20 protein-coding genes are annotated in these 21,632 nt (G+C 28.3%); 2 read left to right on the plus strand and 18 right to left on the minus strand.

Going from position 1 to position 21,632, the window contains the following annotated elements:
* Nucleotide 1: 1 nt before the first annotated feature.
* Genes J2S72_RS01125 through J2S72_RS01165 form a run of 9 tightly spaced genes read right to left on the minus strand, consistent with a single transcriptional unit; the run spans nt 2 to nt 9,891 of the window.
* Nucleotides 2–1,180 (minus strand): type II secretion system F family protein, encoded by a 1,179-nt coding sequence (locus tag J2S72_RS01125; RefSeq protein ID WP_307494845.1) that lies wholly within the window; start codon nt 1,178–1,180, stop codon nt 2–4.
* 11 nt (nt 1,181–1,191) lie between these two features.
* The gene (locus J2S72_RS01130) at nt 1,192–2,613 is read right to left on the minus strand and encodes a GspE/PulE family protein (RefSeq protein ID WP_023056228.1); all 1,422 of its coding nucleotides are present in this window, start codon (nt 2,611–2,613) and stop codon (nt 1,192–1,194) included.
* Entirely contained in the window at nt 2,603–4,675 is a 2,073-nt protein-coding gene (gene topA, locus J2S72_RS01135; RefSeq protein WP_023056255.1) for a type I DNA topoisomerase, read from the minus strand. Before topA ends, J2S72_RS01130 begins: the two co-directional genes overlap by 11 nt.
* Before the next feature lie 9 nt (nt 4,676–4,684).
* Complete coding sequence (gene dprA, locus J2S72_RS01140; protein ID WP_023056237.1) at nt 4,685–5,767, minus strand: DNA-processing protein DprA; 1,083 nt, start codon at nt 5,765–5,767, stop codon at nt 4,685–4,687.
* Nucleotides 5,767–7,287, minus strand: a complete 1,521-nt coding sequence (locus tag J2S72_RS01145; protein ID WP_023056279.1) for a YifB family Mg chelatase-like AAA ATPase — start codon at nt 7,285–7,287, stop codon at nt 5,767–5,769. The genes dprA and J2S72_RS01145 overlap by 1 nt, the downstream gene beginning before the upstream one ends.
* Before the next feature lie 9 nt (nt 7,288–7,296).
* Nucleotides 7,297–7,647, minus strand: a complete 351-nt coding sequence (locus tag J2S72_RS01150) for a YraN family protein (protein WP_023056217.1) — start codon at nt 7,645–7,647, stop codon at nt 7,297–7,299.
* Nucleotides 7,647–8,255: a ribonuclease HII gene (gene rnhB, locus J2S72_RS01155; RefSeq protein WP_023056292.1), complete on the minus strand. Its 609-nt coding sequence runs from the start codon at nt 8,253–8,255 to the stop codon at nt 7,647–7,649. The genes J2S72_RS01150 and rnhB overlap by 1 nt, the downstream gene beginning before the upstream one ends.
* Nucleotides 8,252–9,082, minus strand: a complete 831-nt coding sequence (gene ylqF, locus J2S72_RS01160; protein WP_036739890.1) for a ribosome biogenesis GTPase YlqF — start codon at nt 9,080–9,082, stop codon at nt 8,252–8,254. Before ylqF ends, rnhB begins: the two co-directional genes overlap by 4 nt.
* Nucleotides 9,083–9,084: 2 nt before the next feature.
* The gene (locus tag J2S72_RS01165; RefSeq protein WP_023056287.1) at nt 9,085–9,891 is read right to left on the minus strand and encodes an HAD family hydrolase; all 807 of its coding nucleotides are present in this window, start codon (nt 9,889–9,891) and stop codon (nt 9,085–9,087) included.
* A gap of 97 nt (nt 9,892–9,988) precedes the next feature.
* Between J2S72_RS01165 and J2S72_RS01170 the strand changes: the two genes are divergently transcribed.
* Nucleotides 9,989–12,172, plus strand: coding sequence for a stalk domain-containing protein (locus J2S72_RS01170; protein WP_023056288.1), 2,184 nt, complete (start codon nt 9,989–9,991; stop codon nt 12,170–12,172).
* A gap of 54 nt (nt 12,173–12,226) precedes the next feature.
* Here the strand turns inward: J2S72_RS01170 and J2S72_RS01175 are convergent, their stop codons facing one another.
* Nucleotides 12,227–14,326: a sensor histidine kinase gene (locus J2S72_RS01175; RefSeq protein ID WP_023056249.1), complete on the minus strand. Its 2,100-nt coding sequence runs from the start codon at nt 14,324–14,326 to the stop codon at nt 12,227–12,229.
* Between the two features lie 4 nt (nt 14,327–14,330).
* Entirely contained in the window at nt 14,331–15,029 is a 699-nt protein-coding gene (locus J2S72_RS01180; protein WP_023056269.1) for a response regulator transcription factor, read from the minus strand.
* A 137-nt stretch (nt 15,030–15,166) separates the two neighbouring features.
* On the opposite strand from J2S72_RS01180, the gene J2S72_RS01185 reads away from it, so the two are divergent.
* A complete protein-coding gene (locus J2S72_RS01185; protein ID WP_307494846.1) occupies nt 15,167–16,855 on the plus strand; it encodes an Rqc2 family fibronectin-binding protein in 1,689 nt (562 codons plus the stop codon).
* Between the two features lie 106 nt (nt 16,856–16,961).
* Here the strand turns inward: J2S72_RS01185 and J2S72_RS01190 are convergent, their stop codons facing one another.
* From J2S72_RS01190 to hbs, 7 genes are all read right to left on the minus strand, one after another.
* A complete protein-coding gene (locus tag J2S72_RS01190) occupies nt 16,962–17,276 on the minus strand; it encodes a YerC/YecD family TrpR-related protein (RefSeq protein WP_023056294.1) in 315 nt (104 codons plus the stop codon).
* 145 nt (nt 17,277–17,421) lie between these two features.
* Nucleotides 17,422–17,967, minus strand: a complete 546-nt coding sequence (locus tag J2S72_RS01195) for a rubrerythrin family protein (protein ID WP_023056273.1) — start codon at nt 17,965–17,967, stop codon at nt 17,422–17,424.
* A gap of 135 nt (nt 17,968–18,102) precedes the next feature.
* Complete coding sequence (prfA, locus tag J2S72_RS01200) at nt 18,103–19,182, minus strand: peptide chain release factor 1 (RefSeq protein ID WP_023056263.1); 1,080 nt, start codon at nt 19,180–19,182, stop codon at nt 18,103–18,105.
* Nucleotides 19,182–19,997 (minus strand): peptide chain release factor N(5)-glutamine methyltransferase, encoded by an 816-nt coding sequence (prmC, locus tag J2S72_RS01205; protein WP_023056254.1) that lies wholly within the window; start codon nt 19,995–19,997, stop codon nt 19,182–19,184. Before prmC ends, prfA begins: the two co-directional genes overlap by 1 nt.
* A complete protein-coding gene (locus J2S72_RS01210; RefSeq protein WP_023056275.1) occupies nt 19,988–20,950 on the minus strand; it encodes a DUF1385 domain-containing protein in 963 nt (320 codons plus the stop codon). Before J2S72_RS01210 ends, prmC begins: the two co-directional genes overlap by 10 nt.
* The gene (gene rpmE, locus J2S72_RS01215; protein ID WP_023056242.1) at nt 20,950–21,150 is read right to left on the minus strand and encodes a 50S ribosomal protein L31; all 201 of its coding nucleotides are present in this window, start codon (nt 21,148–21,150) and stop codon (nt 20,950–20,952) included. Before rpmE ends, J2S72_RS01210 begins: the two co-directional genes overlap by 1 nt.
* 103 nt (nt 21,151–21,253) lie before the next feature.
* A complete protein-coding gene (gene hbs, locus J2S72_RS01220; RefSeq protein ID WP_023056250.1) occupies nt 21,254–21,532 on the minus strand; it encodes a non-specific DNA-binding protein Hbs in 279 nt (92 codons plus the stop codon).
* Nucleotides 21,533–21,632: the final 100 nt, after the last annotated feature.

Genomic DNA, 21,632 nt, shown 5'->3' on the forward strand with positions numbered 1-21,632 from the left:
TTTACCTCACTAAATTTACTAAATCAAACATAGGAATTGCTACTCCTAAAACTACAAAACCGACTAAAATTGACAAAAAAATAATCAAAGCAGGCTCTAACAAACTTACAAATCTCTTTAAATTTATATCCAATTCATCTTTGTAATATTTATCCAATTCTTCAAAAGCAACTTTAAAGGATGCTGATTCTTCGCTTGCTTTTAAAATTGAAATGTATATTTTAGGAAAAAGCTTAGTTTCTTCCAGAGATTTTGAAATAGATTCTCCTCCATTTATTTTTCTAACTGTATCTAACATTTTGTCTTTTATATAAAATTCAGAATTTTTAGCATAATAATTTAAAGCCTCGCTTAAATTAAAATCAGCTTTTAAAAATAAATTCATTGTACTTGTAAATTTATTTAAAAAATCCAAATTTCCAATCTTAGATTTTAAAATCATTTTCTCTAAAAATTTTCTTTTTGAAGTTAATAAATAATAAATTATCAAAAAAATTGAAATAATAAATAATGGAAAAATTATAAAAATATTATTTTTAATAAAACTTGAAATATTAATAATAAATTTAGTTAGCAAAGGAAGCTCTACTCCACTGTCTCTAAAAATATCACTAAATTTCGGCAAAACATTTATCAGCAAAAAATTAAGAACTAAAATAAAAACTGTAAAAAGTATTATGGGATATGTAAAGGCGTTAATTATTTCTTTTTTAACTAAAGCTCTTTTAAAATAATAGTTACTTATTTCATAAAAAACAGTGTTTAAATTTCCTGTGGATTCCGCACCTTTAATTAAAGAACCAGTCCATTTAGGCATATTTTTTTCTTCAAAAAAGCAGGTGCTTAAACTTTTTCCTTCTTTTAATTTTTTACATATGTTTTTTAAAAATTCGCCCTTATAATCATTAAATTCCCCTGATAAAATCTCACTTGCCATTTCAAGACTTATTCCGGAACTTAAAAGAATATAGTATTCCCTGGATAAAAGTGCAACCTCTTCATATGTCCATCTTTTTTTGCTGAGTTTAATTTCACTATTAAATTCTATGGATTTTTTAACTTCTATGGGTCTTAAATTTCTATTTTTCAGTTTTAAAATAGCATCTTGACGACTTTGCGAAATAATTTTTCCCTTTTCAATTTTTCCTTGATCGTTTAAAGCTCTGTAAGAAAAATTCATATAACCCCTCATTAATGGAAAATATTTTTATAAACTTCATCTAAAGATATAAGTCCATCTGACAAAAGTTTTTTAAAACTTTCCTTTAATTCAATCATACCGCTTTCTTTTGCAAGATTTTCAATTTCGGATAAATTTGATAAATCTTCAATCTTATCTCTTATTTTTGTAAAATCTAAAATTTCAAAAACTGCTTTTCTTCCTATATAGCCATTATCACAAAATTCACAATATCCATTTTCATAATAATCCATTTCTTGGTCAAAAATATCAACATAGGAATGTTTTCTTATTTTGCAGTGAGGACATAAAACTCTAACAAGTCTTTGAGAAATTATCCCTATTATGCCTGCTCTTATTTGGTAATTCATAATTCCCATATCCTTTAATCTTATTATTGCTTGTGCCGAATTATTTGTATGAAGAGTTGATAAAACTAAATGACCTGTTATTGATGATCTCAGGGCAATTTTTGCAGTTTCAACATTTCTAATTTCTCCAACCATTATTTTATCAGGATCTTGTCTTAAAATTGCCCTCAAGCCCTGTTCAAAATCCAATCCAGTTTTTTCATTTACTGGTATTTGATTTATTCCTTCAATTTTATATTCAACAGGATCCTCTATGGTCATAATATTAATTTCAGGATTTTTTATTTTTTCAAGAATTGAATATATTGTTGAAGTTTTTCCGCTTCCAGTAGGACCACAAACTAAAATTAATCCACTTGGTTGCTTTATTAAATTTTCAATACTTTCTCTATCGTTTGCCTTAAGACCTATGCCGTCAAAAGTTAAATTTAAATTTATCTTATCTAATATTCTAAGAACAATTTTTTCTCCAAAAACTGTGGGAACTGTAGAAACTCTTATATCAACTTTAAGATTTCGATTTTCATAGGTCATTCTTCCATCTTGAGGTAACCTTTTTTCAGAAATATCTAAACCTGATAAAATTTTTATTCTGGAAATAATTTTTAGAGTTATTTCTTTTTTTATGTTTACTAAATCTTTTAAAACACCATCTCTTCTAATTCTTATGGTGCTATATTTTTCATAGGGGTCAAAATGAATATCTGAAGCCTTTTTTTCAATAGAATACATAACTATTTTATCTATTATCTTTGCTATAGGAGAATTTAAATCATCTAAATTTTCCATAAAATTGTCCGATTCAACATTTAACTTATTTATCTCATTTTCTATTGAAAATTTATTTTTATATGTAATTTTAATTTGTCTATTTAATTTTTCTTCATCTACTTTTTGAAAAATAAGACTTTTATTTAGTAAGGCTTCAAGATTTTTTTTAACATCTAAATCTTCATTTAGGACATAAAAATATATCTTGTCCCCAAGAATTTTTACAGGGACAAGTTTATATTCATAAGCGAAATTTTTATCTATAATTTTTAAAATTTCATTAATTTCCATTTTTTTCTTCCACATATCCGCAATTTTCACATTTTAAAACTAATCCTTTTCTTGTTGTGACTTTTGAAAGATTATGTGAACATTTTGGACATTTTTTATCTACTGGTTCATTCCAAGATACAAAATCACATTTAGGATAATTTGAACATCCATAAAATTTTCTACCTTTTTTTGAGCGTTTTATAACTATTTCTCCATCATTACATTTAGGACATTTTAATCCAATTTTTTCAAGAAGAGGCTTTGAATTTCTACATTCGGGAAATCCTGGACAAGCTAAAAATTTTCCGTAACGACCCATTTTGATTACCATATGTCTTCCGCATTTTTCGCATATTTCATCAGTGACTTCATCTTCTATTTTTATTTTATCCATTTCATCTTCTGCTACTTTTAAATCTTCTTTTATGCCATCATAAAACTCTCTTAAAACTTCTTTCCACTGTAAATTTCCATCTGCAATTTTATCTAAGTCATCTTCTAATTTTGCAGTAAAGTTTTTATCTACAATTTCTTTAAAATATTTACTTAAAACTTTATTTACAGTTTCACCAAGCTCAGTAGGTATAAATTTTTTATCTTCAAGGCTTACGTAATTTCTTGATTGTAATGTGCTTATAGTAGGTGAATAAGTTGAAGGTCTGCCTATGCCTAAATCTTCAAGTAACTTTATTAAAGATGCTTCATTATATCTTGGTGGTCCTTGAGTAAAATGCTTAATAGGTTCAACTTTTTCCGTATTTAAAATTTCTCCTTCTAAAAGATCAGGTAAAAGCTTGTCTTTTTCATTTAACAAATCATATACTCTTAAAAATCCTTCGAAATTAATTTTTGAGCCCCTTGCCTTAAAAATATTATCATTAGATTTTAAATCAAGAGAAATTGTGTCATAAACTGCATCTGCCATTAAGGAAGCCAAAAATCTTTTCCAAATTAAGGTATAAAGCTTAAGCTCATCTCTTGAGAGAGCTTCTTTTATACTTGATGGACTTTTAAATACATCTGTAGGTCTTATACATTCATGGGCATCTTGTACACCTTGCTTTGCTTTTGTAGTTTTTTTATGACCTAAATAATTTTTTCCATAATTTTTTTCTATAAATTCAAAAGCTTTTGCCTGAGCTTGATCTGAAATTCTTACAGAATCCGTTCTCATATAGGTAATTAAACCTACAGATCCTTCTGAGGGCAAATTTATTCCTTCATATAAACTTTGAGCTATTCTCATTGTTTTTTTTGTAGAAAAACCTATTTTTCTTGATGCTTCTTGTTGTAAGGTTGATGTTGTAAAAGGATTAAAGGCCTGTCTTCTCTTTGTTCCCTTATCTAATTTAAATACTGAAAAATTTTTCTTATCAATTGATTTTAAAATTTCTTTCGCTTCTTTTTCATTAGATATTTTTACTTTTTCTATTTTATCTTTTATAAGTTTTCCATAAAATTCTGAAGTAAAACTTGTTTTATTTTTTTTATGTTCAGCTTCTATTGTAAAATATTCTTCAGGAATAAATTCTTCTATTTCTTTTTCTCTGTCACAAATTATTTTTAAAACAACAGACTGAACTCGTCCAGCTGACAGACCACTTTTAATTTTCTTCCACAAAAAAGGACTTATTTTATAACCTGCAAGTCTGTCAAGTAATCTTCTCGCTTGTTGAGCGTCTACCAAATACATATCTATTTCTCTTGGATTTTTTATTTGACTTTTTACAGTATCCTTTGTTATTTCATTAAAGGTAACCCTATTTTTTTCTTTAGGATCTAATTCCAAAATATGACATAAATGCCAGGAGATAGCTTCTCCTTCCCTATCGGGGTCAGTTGCCAAAAAAACATTGTCAGCTTCCTTTGCGTTTTTTTTCAATTCTTTTATTATTGAACCCTTGCCTCTTATATTTATATATTCCGGCTCAAAATCCTTTTCTATATCAATTCCTATTCTTGATTTCGGAAGATCTCTTATGTGACCTACTGAAGCAATGACATTATAATTTCTTCCAAGCATCTTTTTTATTGTTTTTGCCTTAGTCGGCGACTCTACAATCACTAAATTCTTTACCAAAACTAACTCCTATCTAATGCTAAATTCTCCCTTACCTACTTCTTCTATAAATCCCTTTAATTCTAAAACTGTAAGTATTCCGCTAACAAAAGATATATTATATTTGCTGTTAGCTGCAATTTTTTCCACGTCTTTTATTCCATTATAAATTAATTCATAAATTTCTTTTTCATCTTCTCCCAGTTCATCACTCTTAAGAGCTACCATCTTTTTATTTTGATTAAGCTCGCTTATTTTACTTAAAATGTCATCAATGGATAAAAGAGGATATGCCCCATCCCTTATAAGTAAATTTGTTCCCTCAGAAAGAGGTGAATTAATATTTCCAGGAACTGAAAAAATTTCCTTCCCCTGTTCTGCTCCAATTCTTGCTGTAATCAGAGAACCACTTTTAGTTCTTGCTTCCATAACAATAATCGCTGAGCTTAAACCTGAAATAATTCTATTTCTTTCAGGAAACCTAAAAGGTAAAGGTTGAGTTTCAAAGGGATATTCTGAAATTACTCCACCATTTTTTGAAACTTTTTCATATAAGCTCTGATTTTTATAAGGATATATAACATCAACTCCATTGCCTAAAACTCCAATAGTTTTTCCTTTATTTTCAAGACACGTTCTATGGGCAATGGAATCTATTCCATAAGCAAGACCTGAAACAATAACCGCTCCAAGATCAGTAAGTTCTCTTACAAATTTTTTTGTTACAAATTCTCCATAATCAGAATACTTTCTTGCACCTACAACTCCAATTTTTACTTCCTCAGGAATATATCCATTAAGATATAGAACTTGTGGCGGATTGTCAATATATTTCAAATTTTCAGGATAATTTTCATCAAATATACTTATTATTTTTGTATCTTTTCCCTTAAGATGATTATCTAATCTTTCAAAAAATCCCTCATCAAAATTTTTTAATCTCAATTTAGTTGCCGGTCTTAAAAAATCTAACAAATCAATAAACTCATCTATTTTTCTTATATCTTCAAAATTTAAGTTATTAGCTTCAAAATAATTTTTAATTTCAATTATCTGGTCGTTTACAATTCCTATGCCATTTAAATAAATTAAAAGATTTCTAAGTCCTTTCATTATTTGCTCCAATATTTTGTATCCATGGTTCTATATCTTATAGCCTCAAGAAGATGCATTTCTTTGATGTCAGTTGACTTATCTAAATCTGCTATGGTTCGTGAGATTTTTAAAAGTTTATTATAAGTCCTTGCTGAAAATCCATATTTTTTAAAACTTAATTCCATTATTTTTTCACAGGCTGCATTTAATTTACAATACTTGGAAATAAATTTGTCTGGCATTTCTCCATTTAGGTTGAAGAACTCTTCCTTATATCTATCCTTCTGAAGCTCTCTCGCCTCCTCTACGCGTCTTCTTATGGTTTCTGAATCTTCTCCATAGGGTTCATTTTTTAAGTCCTTATAATCCACCTCAGAGACTTCTAAGTGCATATCAATTCTATCTAAAAGAGGATGCGAAATTTTCGCCAGATATCTTTCAATTTGACTTTGGCTACAATTACATTCATGAACTTTGCTCCCGTGGTAGCCGCAGGGACATGGATTTAAAGCTCCAACTAAGATGAAATCTGCAGGGTAAGTTAAAGAAGCATTGGCTCTACTTATATGTATGGACTTTGATTCAAGAGGCTCCCTTAAAACTTCAAGAACATTTTTATTAAATTCTGGAAGTTCATCTAAAAATAAAACTCCTCTGTGAGAAAGGGAAATTTCTCCAGGCTTAGGTATTCTTCCTCCTCCTATTAAAGAGACGGCACTGGCAGTATGGTGAGGAGACCTAAATGGAGGGATAGAAATTAAAGTGCCTTCATTTAAAAGACCTGCAACAGAATAAATTTTAGAAACTTCTATTGATTCTTCAAAAGTTAACTTAGGTAAAATAGAAGGAAATCTTTTTGCTGCCATTGTTTTTCCGGAACCTGGCACTCCTACAAGAAGTAAATTTATTCTTGAAGCTGCACTTATTTCAAAAACCCTTTTTATTCTTTCTTGACCTTTTAAGTCTTTAAAATCTAATTCAAATTTTGAGTCTTCTTGTTTAAATCCATTTGAAAACTTTTCGAGTTTACCATTTCCCTGTAAGAAGTCAACAACTTCTTTTAAAGACTTTGCAGGATATATGTCAACATCTTTAATTACGCCACATTCATTTCTATTTTCATAAGGAATAATAAATTTTTTATTTCCCAAACTTCTCATGGAAATCACCATAGGAAGAACTCCTCTAACTCCCTTTAAACTTCCGTCAAGGGCAAGCTCCCCTATGAATATGTAAGAATCACAAGCTTCATTAATTTCGTCATTTGCACACATCATGGAAATTGCAATAGCAAGATCCATTTGTGAGCCATCTTTTTTTATATCTGCAGGAGCAAGATTTATTGTGATTCTTTCTCTTGGATATGAATATGATGAATTTTTTATTGCCGATCTTACTCTTTCGCCGGATTCTTTAATTGCAGTATCTGCAAGACCCACTATGGTAAGCCTGGGCATACCTAAAGAAATATCCGTTTCTACCTCTATTTCTCTTCCTTCAAGTCCTACAAGAGTACATGTTTTTATTTTTGCATACATTACAAACCCTCACAATACTGAAAAAGCATCTTTAATATGATTTATTTTTCCGCTTTTTAAATAAACTTCTATAACGTCAAACCTTACTGAAACATCAAAAAATTTTTTAGTATAAATATAATTTTTTGCTCCTGTAATTATCCTTTTAATTTTCGTATCAGTAACAGCCTCTACAGCTCTTCCATAATTTTCATTATTTCTTGTTTTTACTTCAACAAAAACCAATGTGGCCCTGTCGCGAGCGATAATATCTATTTCCGAATTAATTATTCTATAATTTCTGTCTAAGATTTCATAACCTTCATTTTTTAAAAAGTTACAAGCTATATCTTCACCTAAATTTCCATAATATTTATTCATTACCAATTATCCTTATTTTTCAAGAAAGACTGTCTGTGCAATTTACTTGATCCAAGTTCTTTAATAGCATCTCTGTGAGCTTTCGTTCCATATCCCTTGTGTTTTTCTATTCCATATCCTGGATACATCTTTTCCCACTTTTTACAAAGTCTATCTCTAAAAACTTTAGCGACAATTGAAGCACAAGCAATTGAGTAGCAGTTTGCATCCCCTTTTATGATATCAACTTGGTCAATTTTTGTTTCAATATGTTCTGCATCTATTAAGAGCAAATCCGGATAAATTCTTAAATTATCCCTTGTTCTTAAGTTTTCTACGGCAAGAAGCATAGCAAGGTGAGTTGCCATTTTTATATTAACTTTATCAATAGTAACTGAATCCATTCTTCCTATTCCCACTGCAATAGCATCTCTAAGAATTTTGTCATAAAGACTTTCTCTTTGCTTTTCAGTTAATTTTTTTGAATCATTTACACCTAAGATTCTATTTTCAGGCATAATAACCGCAGCAGCTACAACATCTCCAAAAAGACATCCTCTACCTACTTCATCAATACCAACAATATTTTTATAACCTTGGCCTAAATATTTTCCTTCATAGTCTATCATAATCTTTCAAGGCTTATTCTGCCAAGCACTCCCTTTCTAAACTCATCAAGGATGACATTTGAAACTTTAGTATAATCAATTTCATTACCCTTCATAATTGCTCCTCTTTTTTTAGCAATATTATCCATAACTTTAAGAGGATCTTCATCTAAATCAATATTATATCTCTCAATTAAAATTTCAGGTTTATAGCTTAAAATGTTCTCTACAAATTTATAGGCAAGAGTTTCAATATCTATGATTTCATCCTTTATAGCTCCAGTCCAAGCTAAATGAATGGATGTTTCTTCAGTAAATTTAGGCCAAAGAATACCTGGTGTATCCAACAATTGTAGCTCAGGATTTATTTTTATCCACTGATTTGTTTTTGTTATTCCTGGTTTATTGCCAGTTTTTGCAGATTTTTTTCCACTAACATTATTTATAAAAGTTGACTTTCCTGAATTCGGTATTCCCACAATCATAGCTCTTAAAGGTCCATGGTTTATTCCCTTTTCCTCTTTATTTTTTATAATCTCTTCCATTAGAGATTTTGATTCTTTAACAATTAAATCCCTGTTATTTTTTAAAGAATTATAAAGAATTGCTCTTTCATTATTACAATTTATCTTATCTACCCACAGGGCATTTTGCCTTGGATCTGACAAGTCTGATTTATTTAAAATAACAAGTCTTTTTTTTGAAATTATTGAATCAAAGAGTGGATTTCTACTTGATATAGGTATTCTGGAATCAATTATTTCAATTACAAAATCAACTAATTTTTGTTTTGATTTGATTTCATCAAGAGTTTTTTTCATATGACCTGGATACCAGTTTATATTCATACTCATATTAAATCCCATTCCTTTATGGTTTTTATAACTCCGCCTTCATTGTTGGTAAAAGCAGTTTCTTTTAATTTGTTTTTTAAAGTCTTTCTTGCATTTTTCATAATGTATCCGTATTTAACACTTGAAAGCATTTCCATATCATTTTCTTCATCGCCAAAAGCCATAACTTCTTCATTATTTATGTTAAATTTTTCCATAAGTCTTTTTAATGCGGTAAATTTTGAAATTCCTCCTTGAACAATTTCAAGCATATAGTATTCAGGTAAATTTGTTGGCATTAAATAAAAATTTAAATTATTTTCCACTTTTTCAATTTCTTTTGATAAGTTGTAAAGATAATTGACATCTCCTACAAAGACACAAGAAAAATACTTTTCATTTTTTTCAAATTTATCTACAAATTTTACAGGAAAATAAAATCTTTCAATGTATTTTTTCACTTCCGTACTATAATTGCCATTTAACATTAAAACATTATATTTGCTTTTATAACCATTAACGTGGGTCAAAAAATTGTCATCACTGAAATTAGAAAGTTTTAAAATAGTTTCATAATCAAAATAATTTGCATAAATTTCATTTCCCTCATAATCAAAAATTGCATTTCCACTTAGGGTTACGAAAGTTAATTTTAAATCATCTGGGAAAAAAGATTTTGCACTGAAAAAATCTCGCCCCGTTGTTACTGCAACTTTTATTCCTTTATCAATTAAATTTTTTAAATAGTCTATATCTTTAGGATTCACTTCTTTTTTATCATTTAAAAGTGTTCCGTCTAAATCTATCGCAATTAATTTTATCATTTTATCACCCCTTAAATATTAGCATAGGAGCTTTTGAGCTTGCAACTTCTTGAATCTTAACCCCTCTTGTTATATTATTACAAAAGGAGGTTTCTATATGAAAAAAATTATTACATTTTTCTTAATTGTATTACTTTTGCCAATAAATGTCTTTGCAAATTTAAGTGAAAACAATTCAGAAAATATATCTACTGCAATCACAAAAACTGAGTATACTTACAAAATTAATGAAAATAAGTCTACAAAAGTTGTAGTTCTTGTTTGTGATTTAAATAATCCTTATTTTAAAATAGATTTAATGACAGGAAAAGGAAAATACACACAAAGAGCAAGTGTTTCAGATATGGCTGATTCTACAAATGCTTTAGCTGCAACTAACGGTGATTTCTTCAACATGGCTCTTCAAGGAGTGCCCGAAGGCCCTTCAATGGAAGATGGAGTTTTATATTCTTCTCAAAGTATAATAACTGAAGTTTATTGCCTTGGAATTGACGAAAACAATAAAGGAGAAATACTTCAAATTAAATCCTCGGGATCAGTAACTGCACCTAATGGACAAACTTTTCCCATTGCTGGTTTAAACAGAAGTTATTATTGGTACGATACAACTAAAGAATATTCTCACGAAAGTAAAATTCAAGCTTACAATGATATGTGGGCTGCAAAGTCTCGTGGAGATAAAAAAAATTCGGAAATTTTAGTTGGAGCTGACGGAACTATTGAACAAATAAGTGTGGATAAAAATTTCCCTTTTGCTGTTCCTCAAGGAAAAACAATACTTCAAGTGTCAAAAAAAGCCAAAGAATTTTTTGACAAGAATACAAAAATTGGAGATAAAATTCAAATTGAAAATAATATTTCTCCAAATAAAAACTGGAAATTTTTAATAGGCGGCCACGCCCTTTTAGTTAATGATAATAAACCTGTAAAATACACAAAAGATATAAATGTTCTTGGAGGTAGACGTGCAAGAACTGCTGCTGGAGTTTCAAAAGATGGAAGCAAGTTATTCTTATTAAGTGCAGAAGGAAGGACAAGTCGTTCAGCTGGACTAACTTTAAATGATATGTCTAAAATATTTGTAGAACTCGGCTGTTATAGAGCTTTTAATTTAGATGGTGGAGGCTCTACAGCAATGGTTGTAAAAAAACTTGGGGATACTCAAAGAACAAGAATAATAAATCCTGAAAAAAATAATGCCGAAAGAAAAGTTGTAAACGGAATTGGACTTCACACTACAGCCCCTGCAACTGGAATTCTTGCAGGTTTTAAAATTGCAGGTCCTGATACTTTATATATAGGTCAATCTGCAAAGTATTCAATAAAGAGTGCTTGGGATACAAATTTAATTCCCATGGATATAAAAAATATAGGCTATTCAGTCTATGATATGAGCGGTCAAGAAACAAATTGGAATGGAGAATATTTCCTTGCAACAATTCCTGGACCTATAGATATAGCCATAACCAGTGCCGATGGTATAAGCGGTTTAAAAACCGTTAATATTAAAGATTTAAGCGACTTAAAAGATTTGCAAGTTATTCCAAGTATGGAAATTGTAGGTAATAATTCACAAGTCGATTTGCAATTTAAAGGAATTGACAATAGTAATAAAAGCTTTGATTTAAATCCGCAAATTTTTACTATTTCATCTGATGATGGAGTAATTTCAGATTTTGGAAATGGAAAAATTTTAATTAATGAAATGATAAATCCTTATATTACTTTAAATATTCAAAACGGAAATAGAAAATTTCAAACAATTTTACTTTCTAAGGATGCATCTACAATTAAAATGAAAATAAATGATCAAAATTACTTTGTAAATAATATTCCCGGTAAAATGGACGCAAAGCCTTTTGTTAAAAACTCAAGAACTCTTGTGCCTATAAGATTTATTGTTGAAGCTTTAAAGGGAGATGTAAATTGGAATTCTGAAAATAAAACTGTTGAAGTAAAAATTGCAGATAAAAATATTTTAATTCCTATTAATTCAGAATCTGTAAGTGTTAACGGACAAAATGAAAAAATTGATTCCCCTGCCCTTATAAAAGAAAATAGGACTTATGTTCCCATAAGATTTATTTCAGAAACAATAGGAATGAAGGTTTTATATAATGATAAAAATAGAGAAATAACTATTGTAGATACAAGCAAGTCAGTAAATAAAAATACTGTACCTAATTCTGAAAATAAGGAAAATATAAATTCCAATAATAAGCAAAATAAGAACGTGCAACAAAATAATAATAATAATTCAAAAGATTTAACTAATAATTAAAAATAATTTATGGTAAGAAAAAACTCGCCCTATTTTGGACGAGTTTTCTTATTATTAAAAAGTTATAGTTTGTTTAAATAAATCTCCGTCAATGGAAATATTAAATTTTCCTCCTTGGGCTTCGACAAAAGATTTTGCTATAGATAAACCTATACCAGAGCCTTCTGAATTTCTTGCACTATCTGCTCTTGTAAATCTTTCAAAAAGGCTTTGACTATCTATGTTAAGCTCATAATTTGCAATATTTTTTATTATTAAATACAATTTCACATCTTTTATTAAATCAATGTAAACTCTCGTCCCCTTTAGAGCATACTTATAAATATTACTCATAATATTATCAAGAACTCTTTGAGTTTTATTTGCATCTAAATACAATATAGTTGGTTGATCAGATAAATTTAGCTTTATTTCTAAATGTTTTTCATCAAATTTATCCTGCCATTCCCCAAGGACTTGATAAAGCATTTCCTTTAAATCTATCCTCTCAGGTTTTATTTCTATAACTCCTGAAGAAATTTTTGAAATTTCAAAAAGATCTTCAATTAAATTTTTTATTCTTATACTTTTTTCAAATATTATTTCAGAGTATTTTTTTATATCTTCCTCTTTTAAATCATTGTTTTTCAAAAGTTCTGAATAATTAATTATAGAAGTAAGCGGAGTTTTTAAATCGTGAGAAACATTTGTAATAAGCTCAGATTTTAACTTTTCGCTTTTTATAGCATCATTAACTGCATTTTGAAGGTTAGAATTAATATTATTTAAATTGTCTGAAAGCTTATCAAAGCCTCTTACATTTTTAATTTTGTCATCAAAGTTTCCATCTTTCATTTTTTCAGTCTTTGCAATAATATTTTTAAACTCTTTTAAATTTTTATAAATGAACAGAAAAACAAAGACTAAAAATATAAGCCAACAAATTATTAAGATTTCTCTGTAGTAATCAATTCCAAATACGCTCGCCGCAAAGACACCAAGTAAAAATAAAAATACAAAAATAATAATAAGCTTGATTCCGTTTAAGTTCCCCAAACCGAATACTGATTGAATAGCATTTATAAGACGCAAGCCAGCAGAATTTTCTATAACTTTTGAATTTGTTCTATTTATCCACAAATCTTTTATTAAAAATACAAGTAAAAATAATAAAAGACTTAAAATCACTTTTGATAATAAGTAAATGTTGAAATTTTTATTAAATACTCTTATAAAACTTTCATTGTATAAAATAACATTATCTAAAACTTTCCACGATACTCTAAAAGTAATGGCTAATAGAAGTAAAAAGAATAAAATATAAATTTCCAAAGGAATTTTAAATAATATTTCTTTAAATTTTCCTTCCAGTTTTGAGTTTTTAAAAGAAAAGGCAAATATTATAAGACCTAAAGCATAAATATTTAAAAATATTTTAGTTATAGGGACTGTATAAGCTAAAGAATTTAAAGTATTTATAAAGTTTGAAAATTCCTTGGATTTATAATTTACAGCATAATAAAAATTTAGGGATTTTATGTCCTTGCTATTAATATTTTTATAAATGTCATATAAATTTCTTTTAAAATCCTTAACAAAATCTTCTCCCATATAATTTTTTGAAAGTTCAAATTCTCCAAAAGTTCCTTTTAACTTTTCATAATTATCCTTTATCTTTACCTCTCCGTCCCTGCAAACTCCCTTTACAACATAATCTTCATTTAAATTTTCAATATCCTGTGGGTCTTCTTGATCATAAGTATCCATATTAGATAAATATCTTGTAGAAAATTTGTTTGCTTTTGCGTTATATTCTTTAATTACTTTTTCTTCGTCATAACTTCCTTGAGGACCTTCAAATACAAGATTATCATATCTGTCAGTTACTACGATTCTATCGTCTGTTGCCGTTACATAAAGGGAAGATTGGTCTATAGGTTTAATTTTTTTATAAGATCTTATGGCAAATTTTATAATCGAACTTCTATTGTCTTCTCTCTTATATAAAGTACCACCTAAAAAATCTTTTAAATAAAAATTTATACTTGTTCCAAAATCATTTTTTATAGAATAAATTTTATTATGAGAAAAAATAAATATAAAAGAAAAAATTATGAAAGTCCAAATAAGCAAAAATTTTACCATATATTTTTGATTTTCAAAATATTTTTTCAAAATATCAACTCCTTGAAGGATCTACAAATTTATATCCCAGACCCCATTGAACTTTTAAATAAACAGGCTTTTTAGGATCAACTTCAATTTTCTCTCTTATTCTTCTAATGTGAACAGTTACTGTCTTTGAATCTATGGCAGGTTCATTCCAAATCCTTTCATATATTTCATCTATACTGAAAACTCTATTGGGATTTGTCATTAAAAGTTCCAAAATTTTATATTCAAGAAAAGTTAAGTCGATTTTTTTATTTTGCAAATAAATTGTTTTTTCAGATTTATTTAATCGAACACTGCCTATTATAATCTCATCTTTTTTTTCATTGTCCTTATAGTTGTTATACCTTCTTAAAGTTGCATTTACCCTTGCCATTAGCTCTAAAGGGTTAAAAGGCTTGGTTATATAATCATCAGCACCTATATTTAAACCTATAACCTTATCATAATCTTCACTTTTTGCAGATAAAATAATAATCGGCACATAAGAATCTTCCCTAATTTTAATTATAGCTTCTTCCCCATTCATTACAGGCATCATTAAATCCATAATTATTAGGTCCGGTTTTTCTTCTTTATATTTTTTTACAGCTTCTTTTCCATCTGATGCAAAAATTACATTATACTTTTCGTTATTTAAATAAATTCCAATTAAATCTCTTATTTCTTTTTCATCTTCCGCTACAAGTATTTTATAAGTATCCATTTTTACCTCCACAATTATAATAACAAGATTATATAAAATTAAAGTTTAATATTTCTTACATTTTTATTAATTTCTTTATTTTTATCTTAATTATAACATCAGAGCGATTTCTGTTATAATTTTTATGAGGTGATGAAATGGCATTTGATGGAATTGTCATGATGGCTCTTGTTGATGAATTAAGAGAAAAAATATTAAATTTAAAAATAGAAAAAATTTACCAACCAAATAAAAATGAAATTCTTATTGCCCTTAGGGGAAAAGAAAAATTTAAACTTTTTATTTCCGTTGCAAATAATCCGAGGATTAATTTAACGGGAAAAAACTTTGAAAACCCTGTGCAAGCTCCTACCTTTTGTATGGTTTTGAGAAAACATCTTCAAGGAGGACTTGTAAAAGATATAAGACAATTTAAAACTGACAGAATTTTTTATTTGGATGTTTTAAGTAAAAATGAATTGGGAGATGAAGTTTTAAAAACTTTAATAGTTGAAATTATGGGAAAATATTCAAACATAATTTTGACTGAAAATAACAAAATAATTGATTCTATAAAAAGAATCCCCCTTTCCCTTTCAAGAGTAAGACAAATTCTTCCAGGACTTATATATTCTGAAGATCCTATAAGTACAAAACTTGATCCTCGCACAATAAGTAAAGAAGATTTTAAAATTTTATTTGAAAAGGACGAAACTTCAAAAGCTTTTAAAAAATTTTTTATGAATAATTTTACTGGCATAAGTCCTCTTATTGCAAGAGAACTTTGCCTTATTTTAAAAGTTGATGAAGATGCTCCAAAAAATGCAATTTCTTATGATGATAATTTTTATGATGCATTTATAAATTTTTATAAAAATTTAAAGCCCTTTAAGGCAAGAGAAATTTACGTTGATAAAAAACTTTTTGATTATGCAGCTTTTGAACCCTTATCCTATCAAGGGCAGGAAATGGTTGCTTTTAATAGCATTTCAAATTTAATTGAAGAATTTTCAGATAAGAAATATGAAAATTCTATTTCAAATGAACTGGAAAATGAATTAAAAAAACTTGTGGAAAAAAATTTAAATAGGCAAGTTTCTAAACTTGAAAAGTTGAATTTTGAAATGGAAGAAGCTAAAAATCGTGATATTTATAAAGTTTATGGAGATTTAATTTCTTCAAATTTTTATAGAATTGAAAACAACATCAAGGAAATATCTCTTGAAAATTTTTATGACAATATGAAACTTATAAAAATTCCCCTTGATCAGAAGTTAAATCCCCAACTAAACGCTCAAAAATATTACAAAAAATTTCAAAAACTTAAAAATAGAGAAATGTTTTTAAAAGATCAAATTGAAAATACGAAATCATCTATTGAATATTTAAAAAGCGTCCTTTTAAATATAAGCTTATGCGAAAATTCTTCCGAACTTAAAGAAATTCATGAAGAATTAAAAGAAACTGGTTATATAAACAAAAAAGCTAATAAAAAAATTAAAAAATCATCAATTATGGAATTTAAAACTGATGACGGTTTTACAATTTTAGTTGGAAAAAATAACAGACAAAATGAAGAACTTACTTTCAAAATTGCTACAAGGGACAGTCTTTGGTTTCACGTTCAAGCTTCCACCGGATCTCATGTCCTTATTAAATATGACGGCAGAAATTATTCTGTTAACGCTATTGAAAAAGCTGCACAACTTGCAAAAAAATTTTCTTCAGAAAAATTTTCAAATAACGTCCCTGTTGATTACACTTTAAAAAAATTTGTAAAAAGGCATCCTGCCAAAATTCCAGGACTTGTATTATACACTGACTTTAAAACCATTATAGTAAAATAAGAGCCTAAATAGGCTCCTATTTTTTTCTTATTTAATTTTTATTATGTAAATTAATTTTTTCTTTTTAGAATTTTTACAAAATAACAGAGCTTGTGCCCTGCTATTTCTAATTTGGTTTTTTCTTTGAAAAATCTATTCCTAATCTTTCTAAAACTAATTTATATCCGTCACTTCCGTAATTAAGTGATCTGTTAATTCTTGATATTGTTGCTGTGCTTGCTCCTGTCTCATCTTCAATTTCATGATATGTTTTATTTTCAACTAAAAGTTTTACTACTTCAAGTCTTTGAGATATTGCTTGAATTTCTTTTACGGTACAGATATCATCAAAAAATCTATAACATTCTTCTAAATCTTTTAATTGTAAAATGGCTTCAAAAAGTCCATCCGTTTGCTTGCTTTTAATTTTTGAATTGTACATTTTTACCTCCTAACCCATTTATGCGTAACTATATTAACAGTTTTGCACACTAAAGTCAAGAAAATTATATTTTTTTCTAAATTATTTATTATTATTTTATATTTTATGTAAAAAAAGCCCCTAAGGGCTTTTAATTAATTTTTTATTAATATTCAACGAATTTTGAAGATTTTGTTCCGCAAATTGGGCAAGTTTCTTCACTTGCATCGAATGTTATATATCCACAAATTGGGCAAAGGAAAATTTTATCAGCTTGAAGATCTTTTCCATTGTCAACGTCTTCTTTTGCTTTTAAAAATCTTACTTCATGAACTTTTTCAGCTTCTATTGCAAATCTCATTGCTTTTACTGCTTCTTTTTCTCCTTGCATTTCAGCTACTGCTATATATGCTGGATACATTTGTGTAAATTCAAATCTTTCTCCATTTGCAGCACCTTGTAAATTTTCTGAAGTTTCTCCAATTCCAAATCCTGCACCTGATACAACTGTAAAGTCTCCCTTTACATCTTTAAGGGCATTGAAGTGTAATTTTGCATGAACTCTTTCTGCTTCACTTGTTGCATCAAAAAGTCTTTTTACATTTTTAAAACCGTCTTTTTCTGCTTTTTCTCCCCAAATTCCATATCTCATGTGAGCTTGGCTTTCTCCACCGAATGCAGATCTTAAATTTTCACTTGTCATTTGATTCATTATTTTTTCCTCCCAAATTTCATTATATTAATTAACCACTAATATTATTATACAAAATGTACTAAAATTAAGCAATTTAAATGAAAATAACGTGATTATTAATTAACCACGTTATTATAAAAATTATTTAAATTTTTAATTTAATTCTTTATCCATATTTTCAATTTTTTTTGCTTGTGAATATTGAGTAAGTGCATCTATTAATTCATCAAGTTCTCCGTCATTTATTGCATCTATTTTATGACTTGTAAGCCCTATTCTATGGTCTGTTACTCTTCCTTGGGGATAATTGTATGTCCTTATTCTTTCAGACCTATCTCCTGTTCCTATCTGGTTTTTCTTTTCTGCTGATAATTCTTTATTTTGCTCTTGTATTTTCATGTCATAGAGTTTTGTTTTTAATATTTTCATAGCTTTTTCTTTGTTTCTAAGTTGACTTTTCTCATCTTGCATTGAAATAACTATGCCTGTTGGAATATGGGTAAGCCTTACTGCTGAGTCTGTGGTGTTTACACATTGTCCACCATTTCCTGAAGCTCTGAAAACGTCGATTTGAATGTCCTGCGGATTTATTTCCACTTCTACATCTTCTGCTTCTGGTAGGACTGCTACTGTTGCTGTTGATGTATGAATTCTTCCTCCGCTTTCGGTTTCAGGTACTCTTTGAACTCTATGAACTCCTGATTCAAATTTTAGTTTTGAATAGGCTCCTTTACCTTCAATCATAAATACAACTTCTTTATAACCACCAATTCCTATTTCATTTGTGGACATTACATCTACTTTCCAGCCGTTTCTTTCTGCATATCTTGTGTATTGTCTAAATAAAACTCCGGCAAAAAGTGCAGCTTCATCTCCGCCGACGCCTGCTCTTATTTCAACTATAACATTTCTGTTGTCATTAGGATCTTTTGGCACTAAAAGTATTTTCAATTCTTCTTCTATTTCTGAGACTTTATCTTCATCTTCTTTTAATTCTTCTTTAACGAGTTCTTTCATTTCATCGTCAAGTTTTTCTTGAAGCATTTTCTTTAAGTCTTCTATATTTTCTTTTGTGCTTTTATATTCTTTATATTTCTCAACTATAGGTCCTAAATTGGCATACTCTATAGATACTTTTTGGAATAATTCTGAATTGTTTATAACATTAACATCAATAAGTTGTTTTTCCAGTTCCTTATATTTTTCTTGAAACACTTCTAAATTTTCAAACATTAACTCACCTCAATAACTGCGACTCTATCTTTACCGCTTAAATCTTTAAATATTTTTGCATCTGCAAGTTTTTTTATATCTTCTCCCTGATCATAACCTATTTCAAAAATAAGAAAACCCTTTGGATTAATATAGTTTTTATACTCTTTTATAATTTTTTTATAAAATTTTAAACCGTCTTCTCCTCCATCAAGAGCAAGTTTAGGTTCATAATCTTTTACTTCCTTTTGTAAATTTAATATGTCACTTGTCTTTATATATGGAGGATTTGAATAAATTATATCAAATTTTCCATTTACATTAGAAAATAAATCACTTTTAAAAATATCTGCATTTTTTATTTTTAAATTTTCTTTGTTTTTATTTGCAACTTCTATAGCTTTTTCAGAAATATCAACTCCAGTAAAATTTTTTTCCCTATAGATTTTCGCGAGGCTTAAAATTACAGCTCCACTTCCAACTCCAATTTCCAAAAAAGTTTTTTTATCTTTTAAATATGTTTTTATAATTTCAACGCTTGTTTCTGTATCAAATCTTGGAATTAAAACTGATGGATTCACATAAAATCTATCATCATAAAAATCTGCAAAGCCTAAAATATATTGCAAGGGCTCTCCCTTTAATCTTCTATCAACAATTGACTTTAATTTTTCAAATATATCCTTATGAATTTCTTGGTCCCCATGACCTATTAAATAGGCCCTGTTAACTTTTAAAAGCTCTTCTAAGATAGTTTTACTTTCATTGTATGGGTTTGTATAGCTTATTGCTTTTAGTCTCTTTACAGCGTATTCTAAAGCTTCATTTATTTCCATAAATCGCTTTCTCCCTCTTTAGGCAAAACCTCTTTTAAAGATGAAATTGCAACTTCAACCATATCATCTGTTGGCTCTTTTACTGTAAAGTATTTTTGTATTGCTAAACCTGGAATTGATAGAACTTTTGCAATTCTTGAATCAGATTTTCCTATAAAACGATTGATTTCATAGGATATACCTGCTATAAGGGGAAATGCTAAAATTCTGGTAAAAAATCTTAAAATTAGATTTGGCCAACCGAAAAATGATAATACCAAAATAGAAATTATCATTACCATAAATAAGAAGCTTGTTCCGCACCTTGGGTGAACTATTGGAAAAGATTGAACATTTTCCACAGTTAATTCTTTTTTCGCTTCATAGCAATGGATTGTTCTGTGCTCGCTCCCGTGATACATAAATACTCTTTTTATATCTTCAAGTTTAGAAATAAAAAATAAGTAAGTAAAAAATATTATAAGCCTTATAAGCCCCTCAATTAAATTTAATATAACTGAGTTATTAATAAATTTTTTAAAAAATCCAGCTAATGTAGATGGTAAAATCATAAAAAATAAAATTGCAATTACTAATGAAAAAATTACTGATCCTACTTCTTGCAATTTATTTGATTTTTTATTTTCCTCTTCATCATAAAATGAAGCTGAATAATTTAATGCCCTTACTCCTATTACCATGGCATCTATTAATCTATATGCCCCTCTTATAATAGGTAATTTTAATATTTTATATTTTTTAGATAAATCTCTATTATTTTCAGTTTTTATTTGAATTTGTCCGTCCGGTTTTCTAACAACCATGGCTGTTTTTGACGGCCCTTTCATCATTACACCTTCGATTAAGGCTTGACCACCTATTGTGGTTTTAAATGAGTTTTTATTGTATATTTTTTCCATATTTTTAATTTTTATAAAATAAAATGGGAAGTTGTTTACAACCTCCCAAAACATTACTTTCTTCCGAATTTTTTGTTGAATTTTTCAATACGTCCACCGTGATCGCTGAACTTTTGTCTTCCTGTGTAGAAAGGATGACATTCTGAGCAAACTTCAACTTTTAATGTATCTTTTACTGAACCTGTTTTAAAAGTATTTCCACAAGCGCAAGTAACTGTAGCTTCTTTATATTCCGGGTGTATTCCTTGTTTCATCATTATCCTCCTTTACAATCTCAATTATGTGATTTTATCACATTTTTTTTATTTATACAAGTAAAAAGCTGTATCATAGATACAGCATTTAAAATCCTTTAAATTATTTGTTAACTGATTCTTTTAGTGCTTTACCTGCTCTAAATACTGGTGCTTTAGATGCTGGAATTTTAATTACTTCTTCTGGGTTTCTAGGATTTCTTCCTTCTCTTGCTTTTCTTTCTCTAACTTCAAAAGTTCCGAATCCAACAAGTTGAACTTTTTCTCCCTTTGCTAAAGCTTCTTCTACTGAGTTTAAAAATCCGTTCAAAGCCATTTCAGCGTCTTTTTTAGTTAAATTGCTCTTTTCAGCAATACTTGCAACTAATTCTGATTTGTTCATAATTATCCTCCTAATATTAATTAAAGTGCTTAAACACTATAGATGCCATGCACCTGATTAATTTAATTATACAATATGTTAACTATATTTACCATAGTTT

The organism is Peptoniphilus koenoeneniae (assembly GCF_030812875.1).
Lineage (GTDB): Bacteria > Bacillota > Clostridia > Tissierellales > Peptoniphilaceae > Peptoniphilus_B > Peptoniphilus_B koenoeneniae.